Origin of the sequence: Tardiphaga sp. P9-11 (genome assembly GCF_008329525.1) — a bacterium.
Lineage (GTDB): Bacteria > Pseudomonadota > Alphaproteobacteria > Rhizobiales > Xanthobacteraceae > Tardiphaga.
On record NZ_NPKQ01000002.1, the window covers coordinates 211,740 to 228,204 of the forward strand.

General features: G+C 62.0%; 17 protein-coding genes. 7 read left to right on the forward strand and 10 right to left on the reverse strand.

Annotated elements, in window-relative coordinates:
• Window positions 1-86: 86 nt before the first annotated feature.
• Entirely contained in the window at window positions 87-1,232 is a 1,146-nt protein-coding gene (locus tag CIW50_RS07300; protein ID WP_149530619.1) for an AI-2E family transporter, read from the forward strand.
• Between the two features lie 44 nt (window positions 1,233-1,276).
• Here CIW50_RS07300 and CIW50_RS07305 read toward each other — a convergent pair whose 3' ends face one another.
• The 6 genes from CIW50_RS07305 to CIW50_RS07330 all read right to left on the reverse strand — a co-directional run bounded on the left by CIW50_RS07305 (window position 1,277) and on the right by CIW50_RS07330 (window position 4,943).
• The gene (locus CIW50_RS07305; protein ID WP_092142187.1) at window positions 1,277-1,573 is read right to left on the reverse strand and encodes an antibiotic biosynthesis monooxygenase family protein; all 297 of its coding nucleotides are present in this window, start codon (window positions 1,571-1,573) and stop codon (window positions 1,277-1,279) included.
• 77 nt (window positions 1,574-1,650) lie between these two features.
• A complete protein-coding gene (locus tag CIW50_RS07310; protein ID WP_246664189.1) occupies window positions 1,651-1,848 on the reverse strand; it encodes a hypothetical protein in 198 nt (65 codons plus the stop codon).
• 75 nt (window positions 1,849-1,923) lie between these two features.
• On the reverse strand, window positions 1,924-3,174 hold the full coding sequence (locus CIW50_RS07315; protein WP_149530621.1) for a GGDEF domain-containing protein: 1,251 nt from the start codon (window positions 3,172-3,174) through the stop codon (window positions 1,924-1,926).
• Window positions 3,175-3,419: 245 nt separating this feature from the next.
• Window positions 3,420-3,896: a 30S ribosomal protein S9 gene (gene rpsI, locus CIW50_RS07320; RefSeq protein ID WP_116664178.1), complete on the reverse strand. Its 477-nt coding sequence runs from the start codon at window positions 3,894-3,896 to the stop codon at window positions 3,420-3,422.
• A complete protein-coding gene (rplM, locus tag CIW50_RS07325) occupies window positions 3,896-4,360 on the reverse strand; it encodes a 50S ribosomal protein L13 (RefSeq protein WP_089264586.1) in 465 nt (154 codons plus the stop codon). Before rplM ends, rpsI begins: the two co-directional genes overlap by 1 nt.
• A 151-nt stretch (window positions 4,361-4,511) precedes the next feature.
• Window positions 4,512-4,943 (reverse strand): PaaI family thioesterase, encoded by a 432-nt coding sequence (locus CIW50_RS07330; RefSeq protein WP_149530622.1) that lies wholly within the window; start codon window positions 4,941-4,943, stop codon window positions 4,512-4,514.
• Between the two features lie 76 nt (window positions 4,944-5,019).
• Here CIW50_RS07330 and CIW50_RS07335 point away from each other — a divergent pair, with 76 nt between their 5' ends.
• The 3 genes from CIW50_RS07335 (at window position 5,020) to CIW50_RS07345 (ending at window position 7,873) form a co-directional block, all read left to right on the forward strand.
• A complete protein-coding gene (locus CIW50_RS07335; protein WP_246664190.1) occupies window positions 5,020-5,841 on the forward strand; it encodes an enoyl-CoA hydratase in 822 nt (273 codons plus the stop codon).
• A gap of 5 nt (window positions 5,842-5,846) precedes the next feature.
• A complete protein-coding gene (locus CIW50_RS07340) occupies window positions 5,847-6,443 on the forward strand; it encodes a CoA-binding protein (RefSeq protein WP_149530624.1) in 597 nt (198 codons plus the stop codon).
• A gap of 149 nt (window positions 6,444-6,592) precedes the next feature.
• Window positions 6,593-7,873: an O-acetylhomoserine aminocarboxypropyltransferase gene (locus tag CIW50_RS07345; protein ID WP_149530625.1), complete on the forward strand. Its 1,281-nt coding sequence runs from the start codon at window positions 6,593-6,595 to the stop codon at window positions 7,871-7,873.
• Window positions 7,874-7,892: 19 nt separating this feature from the next.
• Here CIW50_RS07345 and CIW50_RS07350 read toward each other — a convergent pair whose 3' ends face one another.
• Window positions 7,893-8,702, reverse strand: a complete 810-nt coding sequence (locus tag CIW50_RS07350; RefSeq protein ID WP_149530626.1) for an FTR1 family iron permease — start codon at window positions 8,700-8,702, stop codon at window positions 7,893-7,895.
• Between the two features lie 119 nt (window positions 8,703-8,821).
• On the reverse strand, window positions 8,822-9,913 hold the full coding sequence (locus CIW50_RS07355; RefSeq protein ID WP_149530627.1) for a COX15/CtaA family protein: 1,092 nt from the start codon (window positions 9,911-9,913) through the stop codon (window positions 8,822-8,824).
• A gap of 152 nt (window positions 9,914-10,065) precedes the next feature.
• On the opposite strand from CIW50_RS07355, the gene CIW50_RS07360 reads away from it, so the two are divergent.
• Window positions 10,066-10,290, forward strand: a complete 225-nt coding sequence (locus tag CIW50_RS07360; protein WP_149530628.1) for a DUF2842 domain-containing protein — start codon at window positions 10,066-10,068, stop codon at window positions 10,288-10,290.
• On the opposite strand, the gene CIW50_RS07365 is transcribed toward CIW50_RS07360, so the two are convergent.
• Window positions 10,287-11,324 carry a polysaccharide deacetylase family protein gene (locus CIW50_RS07365; RefSeq protein WP_149530629.1) on the reverse strand — a complete coding sequence of 346 codons (1,038 nt, stop codon included), beginning with the start codon at window positions 11,322-11,324 and terminating at the stop codon, window positions 10,287-10,289. The two genes, CIW50_RS07360 and CIW50_RS07365, sit on opposite strands and share 4 nt — an antisense overlap.
• 127 nt (window positions 11,325-11,451) lie before the next feature.
• On the opposite strand from CIW50_RS07365, the gene CIW50_RS07370 reads away from it, so the two are divergent.
• Entirely contained in the window at window positions 11,452-12,633 is a 1,182-nt protein-coding gene (locus CIW50_RS07370; RefSeq protein ID WP_149530630.1) for a GNAT family N-acetyltransferase, read from the forward strand.
• Between the two features lie 75 nt (window positions 12,634-12,708).
• Here CIW50_RS07370 and CIW50_RS07375 read toward each other — a convergent pair whose 3' ends face one another.
• Window positions 12,709-15,021, reverse strand: a complete 2,313-nt coding sequence (locus CIW50_RS07375) for a GumC family protein (RefSeq protein ID WP_149530631.1) — start codon at window positions 15,019-15,021, stop codon at window positions 12,709-12,711.
• Window positions 15,022-15,253: 232 nt separating this feature from the next.
• Between CIW50_RS07375 and CIW50_RS07380 the strand changes: the two genes are divergently transcribed.
• The gene (locus CIW50_RS07380) at window positions 15,254-16,387 is read left to right on the forward strand and encodes a glycosyltransferase family 4 protein (protein ID WP_149530632.1); all 1,134 of its coding nucleotides are present in this window, start codon (window positions 15,254-15,256) and stop codon (window positions 16,385-16,387) included.
• The last annotated feature ends 78 nt before the right edge of the window (window positions 16,388-16,465 follow it).

The window sequence follows — 16,465 nt, forward strand, 5'->3', positions numbered from 1 at the left end:
GTCGGCTGCAGCGTCAAACAGCCCGCGATATGTCTTGATCCCCGCTGCGTTTGAAGAAACAGTGGATCATTGATTGACGAAAAGGATTGACCTTGAGCGCAGATAATAGTGCCCCAACGCGCAGCGATCTGACTTGGGCGATCACAGTCGGCGGCATTGCCACCGTCAGTTTTGCAATCTTCATAGGCTTCGCCTGGTACTTCTCGGGAACGCTATTCCTGATCTTCGCAGGCGTCCTGCTCGGCGTGGCGCTCAATGCGCTGACGGAATTATTCGGGCGCTTCATGGGCGGCCCGCATCCCATGCGGCTTGCAATGATCTGCATCGTGCTCGCCGCGATGCTGGTGGGCGTGATGTATCTGGGTGGCGCGACCATCGCCAATCAGGCCAAGACGCTGTCCGGCACCCTCAAGTCACAGGTCGTCAACGTAAAGACCTATCTCGAGCAGCACGGCGTCGACACCAGCTATTTCGATTTCAACAGCATCACGTCGGATACGCCCGCCGAGCCCGGCACGTCGCCAGCCACCTCGACGCCGAAATCCAGCAGCGGTCTTCCGAGCGCCGGCGCCATCGCATCATCAGGCGGCGCTATTGTCAGCCAGACACTGAAGATCCTGCTCGGCACCGTCGGTGCGGTCGGCAACTTCTTCATCGTGCTGTTCTTGGGACTAACGTTTGCCGCGCAGCCCAGCGTCTACCGCAAGGGGCTCTTGCACCTGACGCCGCGGAAACATCGCGGGCCGATGACGGTCATCGTCGATCGCATCAGCGACACACTGCAGCGCTGGCTGATCGCGCAGATGCTCACCATGGTGGTGGTCGGCGCCATCACCTGGATCGGGCTGAAGCTGATCGGAATTCCCAGCGCCTTCATTCTCGGCGTTCAGGCCGGCCTGCTCGCCTTCATTCCCACCGTCGGCGCCCTGCTCGGCGGGTTGATCGTCGTGCTTGCCAGCCTCGCCTCGGGCTGGATCGCCGCCGCGTCGGCCTTTGCGCTGTTCATGGGTGTGCATGCGCTGGAGAGCTACATTCTGACGCCAATCCTGCAGCGGCAGGCGCTGGATATTCCGCCCGCCACGCTGTTCGCGTTCCAGATCCTGCTCGGCGTGGTGTTCGGCGTCTGGGGCCTCGCGCTGGCGCTACCGGTGCTGGCGATCGTCAAGGTCGTCATCGACTTCATGCGCGAAGAGGACGAAGCCTCCACACCGGATAAGGCGACGGCGGCGTAGGACGGATTACGGCTTCGCCTGATCCGCCCTACTGCTAAGCGAACTCAGGTGGTCAGCACAGTCTCGGTGTGCTCGACATAAGGTGGTGTTTCGAAATACGGACCCACCAGCGCGCGCCATTCGGCAAAATCGGGCGAACCGCGGAAATCGACGGTGTGGTTTTCGAGCGTTTCCCACTTGGCGACGAGACGATAGCGCGACGGCATCTCGACCGACTTGTGCAGCTCAAAACCCTTGCCGCCCTTGGCGCGGAGGAACAGCGGCTTGGCCTTGGCAACGGCGGCCTCGAAATCCTTCTCGGTGCCCGGCTTGACGTCGATCTGTGCGATTTCAGTGATCATGGTTTCCCGACCCTTTGTTTTGCGGTCGGTGTCTTTACCGCAAAGTCGGGGGTCGGTGAAGGCGGCGCAAAACGTGATCAGGCGAACAGCAAAACCGTGCCGACGACCATGACGCAGCAGCCGATGAAAGCGATGACGGGCAGCTTGCTGCGCTGTGCGCCATAGCGCCCCTGCGCACGGCGCTCGGTAATCAGCGCGGTCTCGTATTCGGCGGAACTCGAAAACATGCAGCCAAAGCCGGCACGAGCCGAAGCGGCGGCCGCTTCGAGCGACATCAGAGCTGTATTCGGGGTAGAGTCACGCGAGATCATCATGCGATGACCATAGGGATCGAATGGTAAACGGATTCTTTACCGCACACCACTCGCCGTCATGGTGACGGCAGCCCGTACCACGTTTGGCTTGGCTTTAGCCGCCTGTCCGACTGCCGCAGCGCGGCGCCCCTGCTCCAGCGACAGCGGTTCTTCTTCCGCCGCCTGCACGCGGTTACGTCCGCTGCGCTTGGCCTGGTACAGCGCAGTGTCCGCCGCCGCGAGCAGCACGTCGAGTTCAGTGCCGGCCGGTCCGCCGGCGACGCCAATGCTCACGGTGGTTGCCACCGGCGCTTCATCGACCTCGATGCCGCAGGTCGCAAAGGCTTCGCGCACGCGCTCTGCCGCTTGCATCGCCTCGTCCAGGCTACAGGGCAACATCGCCGCAAACTCCTCGCCGCCGATGCGACCCGACAGATCGGTGATCCGCAGCGTGTGCGTGATGACCGTGGCGAACAGCTTCAGCACCTCGTCACCGGCAGGATGGCCGAAGCGATCGTTGATCGACTTGAAGTGATCGATGTCGAAGATCATCACCGTGATCGGCCGTCCGGCCTTCGCCTCGCGCTCGATCATCCGCGCTGTAGCCTCGGAGAAGCCGCGGCGATTGAAAAGGCCGGTGAGCGGGTCGCAGGATGCCGCGACCTTATGCGCCGTGACCGCCCGCTCGGAGACCAGCATGAAGATCAGGAACACCGTGCCCACGGCATAGAGCACAAGCTCGACGGCAAAGGCCGTAACCCAGATGCTGCTGCCGAAATTGGGGTGATCGCCATGCAAGAGATCGCCGAGCAGGATCGGTAACATCAGCACGAAACCGTGCAGCAGAGGCACCACGATGGTCGGCCAGCGGCGTTGCACGGCCTTGCGACGCTCGTTCCACAATTCATGGGCCGTCAGCATCGCATAGAGGGCGACGATGCCGGCTCCGACGGTCATACGCAGTGACGCCGCCTCAGCCGGTAGACTGAAGATGACAGCGATCCAGACGACAGCGCCGAGAAACAGGCCGGCCCAGCTCGGGCTGCGGCCGTGGAACACCCGCGCAGCGTTCCACACCATGCCGCAGGCCACGAAGCCCACGGCATTGAACGCCAGCGACAGCACGTCACCCAGCAGCGACGAGGCAAGTGTCCACAATGCCACCGACACGGCGCCGAGCAGGTAAGCCAGCCCCCACCAGTTGAGGGCCGCAATCTTTTCCTGTCGTCCGAAGAACAGCAGCATCCCGCCCAACATCGCTGCGACCAGGGTCGCGACCAGATAGAGCGTGGAAGAATCGAGCGACATATTCGAGCACCGGCAATTGTTGCGAGATTTCCGAACCATCATGATTCGGACTGGCCTCTTCGCCATCATCGAACATAGGAGTGTACCGATTGGAAATCCGTTTGCGCGCCGGCACAAGTTTTCTCGAAAAACTGCGTCAATCTGTCAGCATTCGACGGTAGATCGGAACGCAAAAAGGGCGCCCGAAGGCGCCCTTTTCAAAATTGTATTCACCGCATTTGCGGCAAATTTTATCGAAGCAAAAATTAGCGCTTCGAGAACTGGAAGGACTTGCGGGCTTTCGCCTTGCCGTACTTCTTGCGCTCGACGACACGCGAGTCACGGGTCAGGAAGCCGCCCTTCTTGAGGACGCCGCGCAGATCCGGCTCGAAGTTGGTCAGAGCCTTGGAGATGCCGTGACGCACGGCACCGGCCTGGCCCGACAGACCGCCACCGGCAACGGTGCAGATCACGTCATACTGGCCAGCGCGAGCTGCAGCGACCAGCGGCTGCTGGATGAGCATGCGCAGCACCGGACGAGCGAAGTACACTTCGACTTCACGGGTGTTGACCACGACCTTGCCGGCGCCCGGCTTGATCCAGACGCGGGCGACAGCGTCCTTACGCTTGCCGGTCGCATAGGCGCGGCCCTGCTTGTCGATCTTCTTCACATACTTCGGCGCGTCGGGAGCCGACACCTTCAGCGACGACAGCTGATCGAGAGACTGCATGGTATCCGACATTATGCGGCCCTCTTGTTCTTGCGGTTCAAAGCGCCGACGTCGAATGCTTCCGGCTGCTGGGCCTCGTGCGGGTGCTCTGCACCGGCATAAACACGCAGATTGCCGAACTGGACGCGACCGAGCGGGCCGCGTGGGATCATGCGCTCAACAGCCTTCTCGACAACGCGCTCCGGGAAACGACCTTCGAGGATCGACTTCGCAGTACGTTCCTTGATGCCGCCGATGAAGCCGGTGTGGTGATAGTAGACCTTGTCGTCGCGCTTGCGGCCGGTGAAAACCACCTTGTCCGCGTTGACGATGATGACATGGTCGCCGCAATCAACATGCGGGGTGTAGGTCGGGAGGTGCTTGCCGCGCAGCCGCATTGCGACCAGCGTGGCCAGCCGGCCCACCACGAGACCAGTGGCGTCGATGACGATCCACTTCTTCGTGATCTCGGCGGGCTTTGCCGAAAACGTCTTCATTGTGAATATCCATGAAAAGGGGATATCGGCGGTGATCCGCCGAACTGAGGGCGTTTCTAGATAGACAACCGGATTCCGTCAATGCCAAATACGACAGAATTATCCAGTTAAATCATCGCATTATAATTATGGTTCTATAATACCCTTGTAATTACTCAACGTTCGGAATGGAGTAGGTTGACGTCACATGGGCGATCGGATCGGCCGAAGTGCCTGATAACAGGGTCACTTCGCCCACCGCGAGGCGTTTTCCGAGCTTCAGCAGCTTGGCGGCTGCCAAGACATCTTGTCCGGGCAGACCCTTGCGCAGGAAATTGATGTTCAGGCTGGTCGTCACCGCGAGGCCCACGGGGCCGATCGCCGACAGCAGCACGACATACATGGCGAAATCGGCCAGAGCCATCAGCGTCGGACCCGACACCGTGCCGCCCGGCCGCAGCATGCGCTCGCCATAGGTCTGGCGCAGCAGGCACGTGGTACCATCAGCGCTTTCAATCGCGATATCGCCGGCGCCAAAGGCCTGCGGGAACTCACGTTTCAGGAACGACTCGAGTTCGGCCACACTCATTTTCGCAGTCGTCATGTCTCCACCCTGCTCTCGCTTGTGCCGTCCTGTTACAATATGGTGACGGTCCTGCCCAGCGATGGAATCTCAAGTCATGGTTCAACCAGCACGCGCGGAAACAGCGCAGCCATCCATTCTTCTGCGTGAAACGGTCGGCAACATCGGCGTATTGACGCTGAATCGTCCCGCCGCCCGCAACAGCCTCTCCGAGGGCCTGATCGGCGAGTTGCACGCTGCCCTCGATGACATTGCCCAAGACAATGCCGTGCGCGCCGTGGTGATCGCCGCCAACGGCTCGGTATTCTCCGCCGGGCATGACCTGAAAGAACTGACTGCCCGCCGCGCCGATGCTGACCGCGGTCGCGCCTACTTCGCACATATGATGGCGATCTGCAGCTCCATGATGCAGGCCGTCGTGCGGCTGCCGAAGCCGGTGATCGCCGCCGTGCAAGGCGTCGCCACAGCCGCAGGCTGCCAGCTCGTGGCGAGTTGCGATCTCGCCATCGCCTCCGACCATGCAACATTCGCGACGCCCGGCGTCGACATCGGCCTGTTCTGTTCGACGCCCATGGTGGCGCTGTCGCGCAACGTCACGCGCAAACAGGCGATGGAAATGCTGCTGACCGGCGAGCCCATCTCCGCCGAACGCGCCCGCGAAATCGGCTTGGTCAACCGCGTGGTATCTGCCGACACCGAACGCGATGCTGCCATCGCGCTGGCGCAGCAGGTCGCGCGCAAGTCGGCGCATACGGTCAGGATCGGCAAGGAAGCGTTCTATCGCCAGGCCGAGATGAACCTCGCGGATGCCTATCGCTTCGCCGCCGAAGTAATGACCGAGAACATGATGGCGCGCGACGCCGAAGAAGGGATCGGCGCGTTCATCGCAAAGCGCGAGCCGAAGTGGGAAGACCGGTAATTGAAATGAACCACGACAGCTATAACGACGCCTATATCCGCGAGATCCTCAATACCGTCAAAACCGTCGCGATGGTCGGCGCCTCGCCGCAAAACGTGCGGCCGAGCTATTTCGTGTTCAAGTATCTCGCCGAGCGCGGCTACGACATGATTCCGATCAATCCGGGCCAGGTCGGCAAGAGCCTGCTCAACAAGCCGTTCGTCGCCTCGCTGCAGGAGATCGGTCGCCCGATCGACATGGTCGACATCTTCCGCAGCGCCGAGCATGTCATGTCGATCGTCGACATCATACTGACGCTCAATCCGCTGCCCAAGGTGGCCTGGATGCAGCTCGGCGTGCGCCATGATGAGGCCGCCGCCAGGCTTGAAGCCGCGGGCATCAAGGTTGTGATGAACCGCTGCCCCAAGATCGAATATGGCCGGCTGTCATCCGAGATCCAGTGGATGGGTGTCAATTCGCGCACGCTCAGTTCCAAGCGCGCGCCGATCCCGACCCAGGGCATGCGGTTGTCGCTCAATCGCAGCAGTGTCGGCGGTGGCAGCACCGCTGCGGCCGATCGCGTTGCGCAGCAAAATAACAAGGACAAGAACGACACCGCCTGACGGTGCGTTTCGCGATTTTATTTCCTTTGAAATGACACAGCGCAGCATGACTGTTGCGAAGTCTGCGCACAATGTCGCCTCGCCTTGACGGCAGCGCCGCGCCCGATCAGGTTGGCGCCAACAAACCGACTATTCGACAGGGAGTGATGATGAACGATCGTATTCCAGGCTTCGGCACCCTCGCCGTCCATGCCGGCGCGCAGCCCGACCCGACCACCGGCGCACGCGCGACGCCGATCTATCAGACCACCTCATTCGTCTTCAATGACGCGGATCACGCCGCCTCGCTGTTCGGCCTGCAATCTTTCGGCAACATCTACACGCGCATCACCAACCCGACCACGGCGGTGCTTGAAGAGCGTGTCGCAGCGCTGGAAGGCGGCACCGCGGCGCTCGCCGTCGCGTCCGGCCATGCCGCGCAGCTGGTGGCGTTTCAGCAGCTGCTGCAGCCCGGCGACGAATTCATCGCCTCGCGCAAACTTTATGGCGGTTCTATCAACCAGTTCAGCCATGCCTTCAGGAGCTTCGGCTGGAACGTGGTGTGGGCCGATCCGGATGATATCCCGTCGTTCGAGCGCGCGGTAACGAACAAGACCAAGGCGATCTTCATCGAATCCATAGCCAATCCTGCGGGCTCGATCACCGACATCGAGGCAGTCGCGGCCGTAGCCCGCAAGGCCGGCGTGCCGTTGATCGTCGATAACACACTGGCAACGCCATACCTGATCAAGCCGATCGATCACGGCGCCGACATCGTCGTGCATTCGTTGACCAAGTTTCTCGGCGGCCACGGCAATTCGCTCGGCGGCATCATCGTGGATGCCGGTACCTTCGACTGGTCGAAGGACGGCAAATATCCGGTGCTGTCAGAACCACGCCCGGAATATCACGGCATCAAGCTGCAAGAGACGTTTGGCAACTTCGCTTTCGCCATCGCCTGCCGCGTACTCGGCCTGCGCGATCTCGGCCCGGCGCTGTCGCCGTTCAACGCATTCCTGATCCAGACCGGCATCGAAACGCTGCCGCTGCGCATGCAGCGCCACAGCGACAATGCCAAGGCGGTCGCCGAATGGCTTTCGGCACATCCGAAAGTGGCGGCGGTGAATTATTCGGGATTGTCGGATAACCGCTATCATGCTCTCGCGCGCAAATATGCGCCGAAGGGCGCGGGCGCCGTGTTCACCTTCAGTCTGAAGGGCGGCTACGACGCCGGCGTCAACCTGGTGTCGAATCTGAAACTGTTCTCGCATCTCGCCAATGTCGGCGACACCCGTTCGCTGGTGATCCACCCGGCTTCGACCACGCACAGCCAGCTCGACGACGAAGCCAAGACGCGCTCCGGCGCCGGACCGGACGTGGTGCGTCTGTCTGTTGGCATCGAGGACAAGGAAGATCTGATCGCGGATCTCGAACAGGCGCTGAACGCGTAAGCCGGACTGCGATGCGCGCTCACGCTTTGGCGCGCATCGCCTTCGCTTCGCGAATCAAACGCGCATTACGCTGGAACACCGAATAGGTCGCCAGCGCGAATAGCACCACCAGCAACTGGATCGACAGCGCTTCCAGCGTCGGATTGAAACCGATTGCCGTGAGGAATGCGCCGCCCGGCGCGTCGGTGACCGGGATCATCGCCTGCTCCTGGAATTCCTGGATGGCTTCGCCGATGAACTTGATGCCCATCACGAACAGGAAGGCCGAGGTGATGATGAACAACGGCCGCAGCGGGATACGCTGGGCGATCATATTGATGAAATAGAACAGCACAACCAGACCCGCTGTCGCCGCCGCCAGACCGCCGAACAGCCCGACGCTCCAGCCGCCTTCGGTGGTGGCAAGCGTGTTGATGAACAGCACGGTCTCGGCGCCTTCACGAAACACTGCGAGAAACGCCAGCATCGCGACGGCAAGGCCGGTATCCTGCGCAAGCGCGTGATCCGCTTTCGCCCCCAGATAGTCCTGCCAGCCGCGCGGATCCTGCTTCACCATCAGCCAGCCGCTAACATAGAGCATCAGGCCCGCGGCAAACAGGATGACGATGCCCTCGAAAACGTCGCTGTGGTCGCCGGAATTGAACACCGCGAACGCCCAGGCCGCGATCAGGCTGGCGAGGATCGCCGCCAGCGCGCCCAGATAGAGCGCGGTCACGCGGTGGCTGCCGCCGGATTTTCTGAGGTAGCCGGCCAGTGCCGCGATCACGAGCATGGCCTCGAGGCCCTCGCGTAGCAGAATAACGGCAGCCTGAATGAGTACGGACGACATGACCCAATCCCGTGTGGCGGTGTGCCGTATCTATTGCGCGCTGCGCATGAGCGAAAGCGGCACAGCCACACGACTGCGTCAACTCCGTTACAATCGTTCTAGTCAATGACGCCCGGCCGTCAGGCGGCCTTGCCGACAGCGAGATCGAGTTGACGTTCCGTCAACGCCGCCCCGTGCGGCTTCATCCGCTCCACTTGCAGGATTGCCAGCGTCAAAACCACGATCGCCACCGCCTGATGGCTCAGCGCCAGATCGATCGGCACCTGATGCAGCAGCGTGAGAATGCCGAGTGCTGCCTGCACCGCGATCGATGCCGCCAGCCACAGCGCGCCGTTAACGACAGCGGTCCCTGCCCGCGCGCGGATCGCGTCAACCACATGCCAGATCGCCAGTGCGAACAGCGCATAGGCGGTCATGCGATGCTGGAACTGAACCGTCAGCGTGTTGTCGAACATGTTGCGCCACCACGGGTCCTCGAAGAACAGCCGCGACGCAGACGGGATCAGCGCGCCATCGATCTCCGGCCAGGTGTTGAAAACACGGCCGGCGCGAAGTCCCGCGACCAGCGCACCGAAATAGAGCTGCAGGAAGGTCAGCCCCAGCAGCACCCAACTCGTCACGCGCAGCCGGCTGGCTGCGAGGACCGGCGCGCGATCGCTCAGCCGCCGCAGCGTCCAGACGATAGCGGCGAAGATGATCAGCGCCAGCATCAGATGCGCAGCGAGACGATATTGCGAGACCTCGACGCGCTTGGTCAGGCCTGACGCCACCATCCACCAGCCCACCGCGCCCTGCAGGCCGCCAAGCCCGAAGATCACCCACAGCCGCTTCTTCAGCTCCGAGGTGAGGATGCCGCGCCATAGAAACCAGAGGAACGGCAGCAGGAACACCATGCCGATCACGCGACCGAGCAGGCGATGGCTCCATTCCCACCAGAAGATGGTCTTGAACTCATGAAGCGTCATGCCCGCGTTGAGTTCGCGATATTGCGGGATCTGCTTGTAGGCCTCGAAGGCCGCGATCCAGTGCGTTTCATCCAGCGGCGGGATCGCGCCGGTGACCGGCTTCCACTCCACGATCGACAGGCCGGACTCGGTCAGCCGCGTCGCGCCGCCGACCAATACCATCGCCACGATCATCGCGGCGACGGCAATCAGCCACCAGCGCACCGGGCGTAATTCCTTGTGGCGGGTTTGGGACGGAGCGGTCATTGAAAGGTCTCGGGAACAGCCGCGAAATCAGCGCCAAAATCAGCGCTTTGAATGAAATTTCGAGCCCCTTATAGTCCGCCCGCAAAGGCCTGCAAAGTTGGGTACTTTGCCCAACCCGATGCCAAACCGACTTTGGACCGCACATTTCCGTCATGACCATCCGCACGCGCAAATTCTTCGGAACCATCTTTTTGCTGATCCTCGTGGTGATGTGGTCGCTGCTCGGCATGACCGTGGCGCAGACGCCGTGGCTGGCCAATAATGGCTGGCTGCAGGCCGCCTTTTACGTGATCGCCGGTCTCGGCTGGGTGCTGCCAGCGATGCCGATCATCAGCTGGATGGGCAAAGCCGATCCCGTGGATCCCGAGGCCGGCTAGCGCCGCGCCCCCGCGCCGAGCATCAAGCCCGACACCATCACCCGCAAGGCGCGCAGCGACGTCCGCCGGCCGTCCCAGGCCAGCCGCGGCAGCGCATGGATATCCGATCCACTGTCGGGCCTGATGACACCAGGGATCGACGTCACGGCGCTGGCGAAGCCAGCCTCCCCCGCCATCGCGATGTGACGCTGGTCGAACGATCTCTCATCGCCGAACGGAAAAGCGAAATGGCGCGGCGCGTAAGGCAGTGCCGCCTGCGTCACGGCCCGCCCCATGGCGATCTCGCGCAACGCCGCGTTATCGCCGAGATTAGCAAGCGCCGGATAATTCACGGTGCTGCTGCCGACGGTCGCTCGTGGGTTCGACACGAAAGTCGCCACGTCGTCCCAACTCAACGCCGCATGGCGTGACAGCGACGCGAGATCGACCGAGTAGCGCTTGCAGAGATCGTCGGTCGCGACAGCCAGTTCATGCGGCGGCAGTATCCGCATCCAACTGTCGAGGTAGTAATAGGCGCGATACTTGTCGACGGATGAAGCCGTTTCGAAATGCCGCTGCCGGTGATCGATCATCAGGCTGATGCGGTCATGCGTCGCGATCGCCTGCTCCAGCGCCAGCCACCACATGGCGCCAAGCCCATCGGCAAATGCGCTCGGCAGATAGAGCGTGAACGGCACCTCATGCGCGGCCAGAAGCGGATAGGCGAAATCGATGAAGTCGCGCGTGCCGCCATCGAACGTCAGCGCGACGAAGCGCAATCCTTCTCGCGGCGCACTGGCACGGCGACAGGCCTCGTCGATGCCGACGATATCGACCGGCCAACGCTTCAGCGCCCGAATGGCGCGGTCGAGAAAACCCGGCGTGATCTCGTGGGATTTCAACGGCTGAAATGCGTCCTGCCGCGGCGGCCGCACGCGTTCGAATTTGAGAATGATACCGGCGCCACCATACGTGCCTTCCAGCAGACGGTGCGTGCCGCTGAGATAGGTCAGTTCGAAGGCAAGAGCCGCGCGCCAACCAGTCCTGTATGACACCGCAGATTCCCCCAAAGCGGCATCATGCCCCTCGCCAGTCACCTATTGTCATTACTGTTTGTTGACATTTCTTTGCAAAGGTCGCCCCAAACCTGAAAATCTAAACAAAATCTGAAACAGGCTCGCGATGACCATGGCTGCTGTGATGGAAACACCTGTGGCGATGGCAGCTGCGAGCCGCATCGCACGCGTCGATGTGATCAGCGATTTCAGCGCCGCCGAAGCCATCTGGCGCAGCCTTGAGACGTCCGAACAGCTCTCCACGCCCTATCAGCGCTTCGATTTCCAGTCGGCCTGGCAGACCCATATCGGCGCACAGGAAGGCCTGCGGCCGTTCATCGTCGTCGCCTATGACGCTGCGCAACAGCCATTGCTGCTGCTGCCGCTCGCCGTCAGCCGCGAGAACGGCATGCGCGTTGCCGGCTATCTCGGCGGCAAGCACGTCACCTTCAACATGCCGCTGTTCCGGCGCGACTTCGCAGCGCAGGCGACAAAGGCAGATATCGACGCGCTGCTGCACGGCATCCAGCAGCACAGCGAAACCGTCGACGTCCTCGCGCTGGTACGTCAGCCCAAAAGCTGGATTGGCATCGACAATCCGCTCGCGCTGCTGCCAAGCCAGGCCTCGACCAATGATTGCCCGGTGCTGAAGATGGTGCCCGGCGAAGCGGCGACAGATCGCATCAGCAATTCGTTCCGCAAGCGCCTGAAGACCAAGGAAGGCAAGTACCGAAATCTTGCCGGCTATCGCTACATGCACGCGAAGACGGAGGCCGAGGTCACGCGCGTGCTCGACGCCTTCTTCGCCATCAAGCCGCTGCGCATGGCCGAACAGAACCTGCCCAACGTATTCGCCGAGCCCGGTGTCGAGGCCTTCATCCGCCAGGCCTGCGCGACGCCCCGCGCGGATGGTTACACCATCGATGTCCACGCGCTCGCATGCGACGAGGAAGTGATCGCGATGTTCGCCGGTGTCGCCGATGACAGCCGCTTCTCGATGATGTTCAACACTTACACTATGTCGGAGAATGCCAAATACAGCCCCGGCCTGATTCTGATGCGCACCATCATCGATGCCTATGCCGAGCGCGGCGTGACCTCGCTGGATCTCGGCATCGGCGGCGACGACTACAAGCGGATGTTCTGCAAGGATGACGAGCCGATCTTCGACAGTTTTGTGCCGCTCACCACACGCGGCAAGCTCGGCGCCATGGGGCTGTCGTCCTTCGCCCATGCCAAGCGGCTGGTGAAGCAGACCCCCGCTCTGCTGCAGATGGCGCAGATGCTGCGCCACGCGTTTCAGCGCTAGAGAACACGGCTCCTTCTTTACCTCTCCCCGCCCGGCGAAGCGAAGCTTCGCTAGGCGGGGCGAGGTAAGCAAGCATCACGCCGCAAACACGTGACCGCCCGGTCCAATCGGATCGTTGGCCGGCGGCGCTGAGCGCAACATCTTCACATCGGCGAAGCCGACGGCCTTGAGCTGTTCGGCCATCAACTCGCGCGCTTCCATGCTCATGGTGACTTCCGGCACCACCACGGCGCGGGCCTGATCGGTCAGAAGTCCCGCCGGCAGATCGGCGGCCGTGCCAGCATCCAGCAGCACGTGATCATAGACGCGCAGCAGCGCATCAAGCGCCATGGTCAGACGCGGAGACTGCAACAGCGAACGATCTGCACCGGCACGGCCCGCGGCCACCATATGAAGGCCCGACATCCGGTCCCTGGTGATGACCTGCCCGAACGACGCCTCGCCCAGCATCAGCTCGGCCAATCCGGGTGCACGCGGATCGTTCGACACGGCTTCCAGCGTCGGCGACGATGAGGCCAGATCAACCAGCACCACCTTCGCGTCGCGCGACAGGATGCGTGACAGCGTCAGCGCGGTCAGCGCGATGTTGTCATCATGGCCCGTGCCGAGAATCGTGATCTTCCGCGCCGATTTGCCAGCCGCACGAAACTCCTGCGCAAGCTGCTCGATTTCGCTGACACCAGCAGCCAGTTCGGGATGGCTGTCGCGCACCACAGGCTGCGGCGCGGCAACGGGAGCCGACTCAGGCACGATGGGGGGCGCGGTAACCGCCTTCGGCTCGGGCGCAGGTACGTCATGCACGAACGGCTTGAACACCGGTTCGGTCACGCGGGCCTGCGCGGTCGGCATCAACGGCGCCGCGCCACGCGGCGCGGTCATGCGCAGCAGCTCGCTGGTTACGATGCCGCCGGCCGTGAGCATCAGCGTCGCCAGTGTCGCGATCAGCACGATCGGCAGCTTCTTCGGATAGGCCGGCGTGTTGGAGACGATGGCGCGGGAGATGATGCGACCATCGGTCGGCGCCGCCTCGATGTTCTCGCGCGTTGTCGCCTCGCGATATTTCGCCAGATAAGATTCCAGGAGATCGCGCTGCGCCTTGGCTTCGCGTTCCAGCGCGCGCAGCTGCACGTCCTGACCGTTGCTGGAGGAAGCCTGGCGCTTGAGCTGCTCAAGATTGTTGGTGAGGCCATCGACACGACCGCTGGCAATGCGGGCATCGTTCTCGAAGATGCGCGACAGCTTGGCGGCCTCGTCGCGCAATTGTTTGTCGAGATCGCCGAGCTGCGCCCGCAGCTCCTTGATGCGCGGGTGATTGTCGAGCAGCGTCGAGGACTGCTCGGCGAGCTGCGCGCGCAACGTGACGCGCTGTTCGGAGAGCCGGCGGATCAGGTCGGAATTCAGCACTTCCGAGAATTCGATCGGCTTGCCGGTCTGCAACATGTCCTTGATCAGCCGCGCCTTGGATTCAGCGTCAGACTTCAGCGACCGCGCATTGTTGAGCTGGCTGTTGATCTCGCCGAGCTGCTGGTTCGACAGCGACGTGTTGTTGGTGCCGATGAACAGGCTCGACTTGGAGCGAAAATCCTCGGCGCGCGATTCAGCATCATTGACCTTCTTGCGCAGGTCGTCGATCTCGCCGGACAGCCACTGCCCTGCCGATCTGGCCTGATTCTGCCGTGCGTTCTGCTGCATCACCAGATAGCCATCAGCGACTGAATTTGCGACGCGGGCCGCAAGCTCGGGATCGCGCGACTGGAATTCGACGACAATGACGCGCGACTTATCGACCGCATAGGCTGTCAGACGCTCGTAATAGGCGTCGAGCACACGCTCTTCCGGTGTCATGGAGAATGGATCACGGCCGATGCCGATCAATCCCAGCAGCGACTTCCAGGGCTGCGCACCCTGCAGCACCGGATCGAATTCGGGGCGTTCGGCAAGCTTGTTTGCCTTGATGATCTCGCGCGCCAGATCGCGCGACAGCACGAGCTGTACCTGGCTGGTCACGGCCTCTGCGTCGAGCGACGTGCGCTCCTCGTTACGCTCGCCATTCGGCCGCAGGAAGATGTTTTCACGGCCATCGATGAGAATGCGCGCTTCGGATTTGTAGCGCGGCGTGATCATGTTGACGATCACGAGCGAGCCGACAAGTGCCAGCAGCGTCGGGACGATGATCCACGTCTTGCGCCGGAGCAGCGCCTGCCACAGCGCGCGCAGATCGAGATCGCCAAGATCAGGCGTCGGCGCAGCAATCACGCGCTCTGAATTTGTCTCAGAATTCTTCTCGGGCTTTTTGGGAGCCGGAGCCGGCTTGGGCGCCGGAGGGACCTTGATGGCCCGTTCGACTGACGCATCGCCCTTGCTTGCACGCCAGAATGCCAAACGCATCGCCTACCCCTACAAAACGCCACTGCGCTTACTGAACGGAACCGATTAAATATGATTAAGGTTGCCGTGCGGTTAATTCGGAGATTGATACCGGACGTTGCAGCGGAATCCAGCGTCCACACGATTTCTTAACGACGAAGCCTCTTATTGGATTCAATTGCTTCAGGGATTTTCCGATGTGCGTCCCAGCTCCCGGCGACGCCCTCCTCGTCAGCGAATGCCGATTCTGATTATGAGCGCACCTTCGGACAAGCCGCTTCGCATCCTGCACGCCGTCCGCGCGCCAGTCGGTGGCATCTTTCGCCACATCATCGATGTAGCCAACGGCCAGGCCGATCGCGGCCATCATGTGGGCATCGTCGCCGACAGCCTGACCGGTGGCGACCGCGCCCGCGATGCACTGGCCGAGATCGCCCCGCGCCTGAAACTGGGCACCCATCGTCTACCGATCCATCGCGAGCCACATCCGGGCGACGTTCTGGTCTGGATGCAGTTCATGCGCCTCGTCAGCCGGCTGAAGCCCGACGTGCTGCACGGCCATGGCGCCAAGGCCGGCGCCTTCGTGCGCCTGAAGGCAAAGTCGAACAACGTCATCCGCATCTACACGCCGCATGGCGGTTCGCTGCATTACCCGCAAAATACAGCGAAAGGCGCCTTCTACAGCCGTCTCGAACGCGTGCTGATGAACCGTACCGAACTGTTCCTGTTCGAGAGCGCCTTCGCCAGAGACACCTACCAGCGCATGATCGGCACGCCGTCAGGCCTCGTGAAATGCGTGTTCAACGGCGTGACATCAGGCGAATTCGATCCCATCGAGCCCGCCGATGACGCCACCGATATCTGCTATGTCGGTGAGTTCCGTCGCATCAAGGGTGCGGATTTGCTGGTCGATGCCGTCGCGCGTCTTCGTGCCAACGGTCAGCCCGTCACCTTGACGCTGGGCGGCGACGGCGAAGAGACCAATGCGCTGAAGGCGCAGATCCAGCGCCTCGGTCTTGGCGACGCCGTGCGCTTCATCGGCCACGTCAAACCGCGTTTCGGTTTCTCGAAAGGACGCCTGCTGGTGGTTCCATCACGCGGCGACTCGATGCCCTATGTCGTGATCGAGGCCGCCGCGGCCGGCATTCCGATGATCGCCGCCGATGTCGGCGGCATTCCGGAAATCTTCGGATCGCACACATCGACACTGTTCCAGCCGAACAATGTCGACGCCATGGCCGCAGCGATCAAAACTGCCCTTGATGACATCTCCGCTGCGCGCGCACGTGCCCAATTGCTCCGTGAGCGCATCGCGGAACACTTCTCCCAGGACGCAATGGTCGAGGGGGTCCTCGAAGGTTACCGCAGCGCATTTGCGAAACGTTAACTCTCCTTAACCTGTAACCAAATCTTCCGATTTGTCCGGTAATTCTTGTGAAAAGCGGTAGGCTTGACGTGCGACATC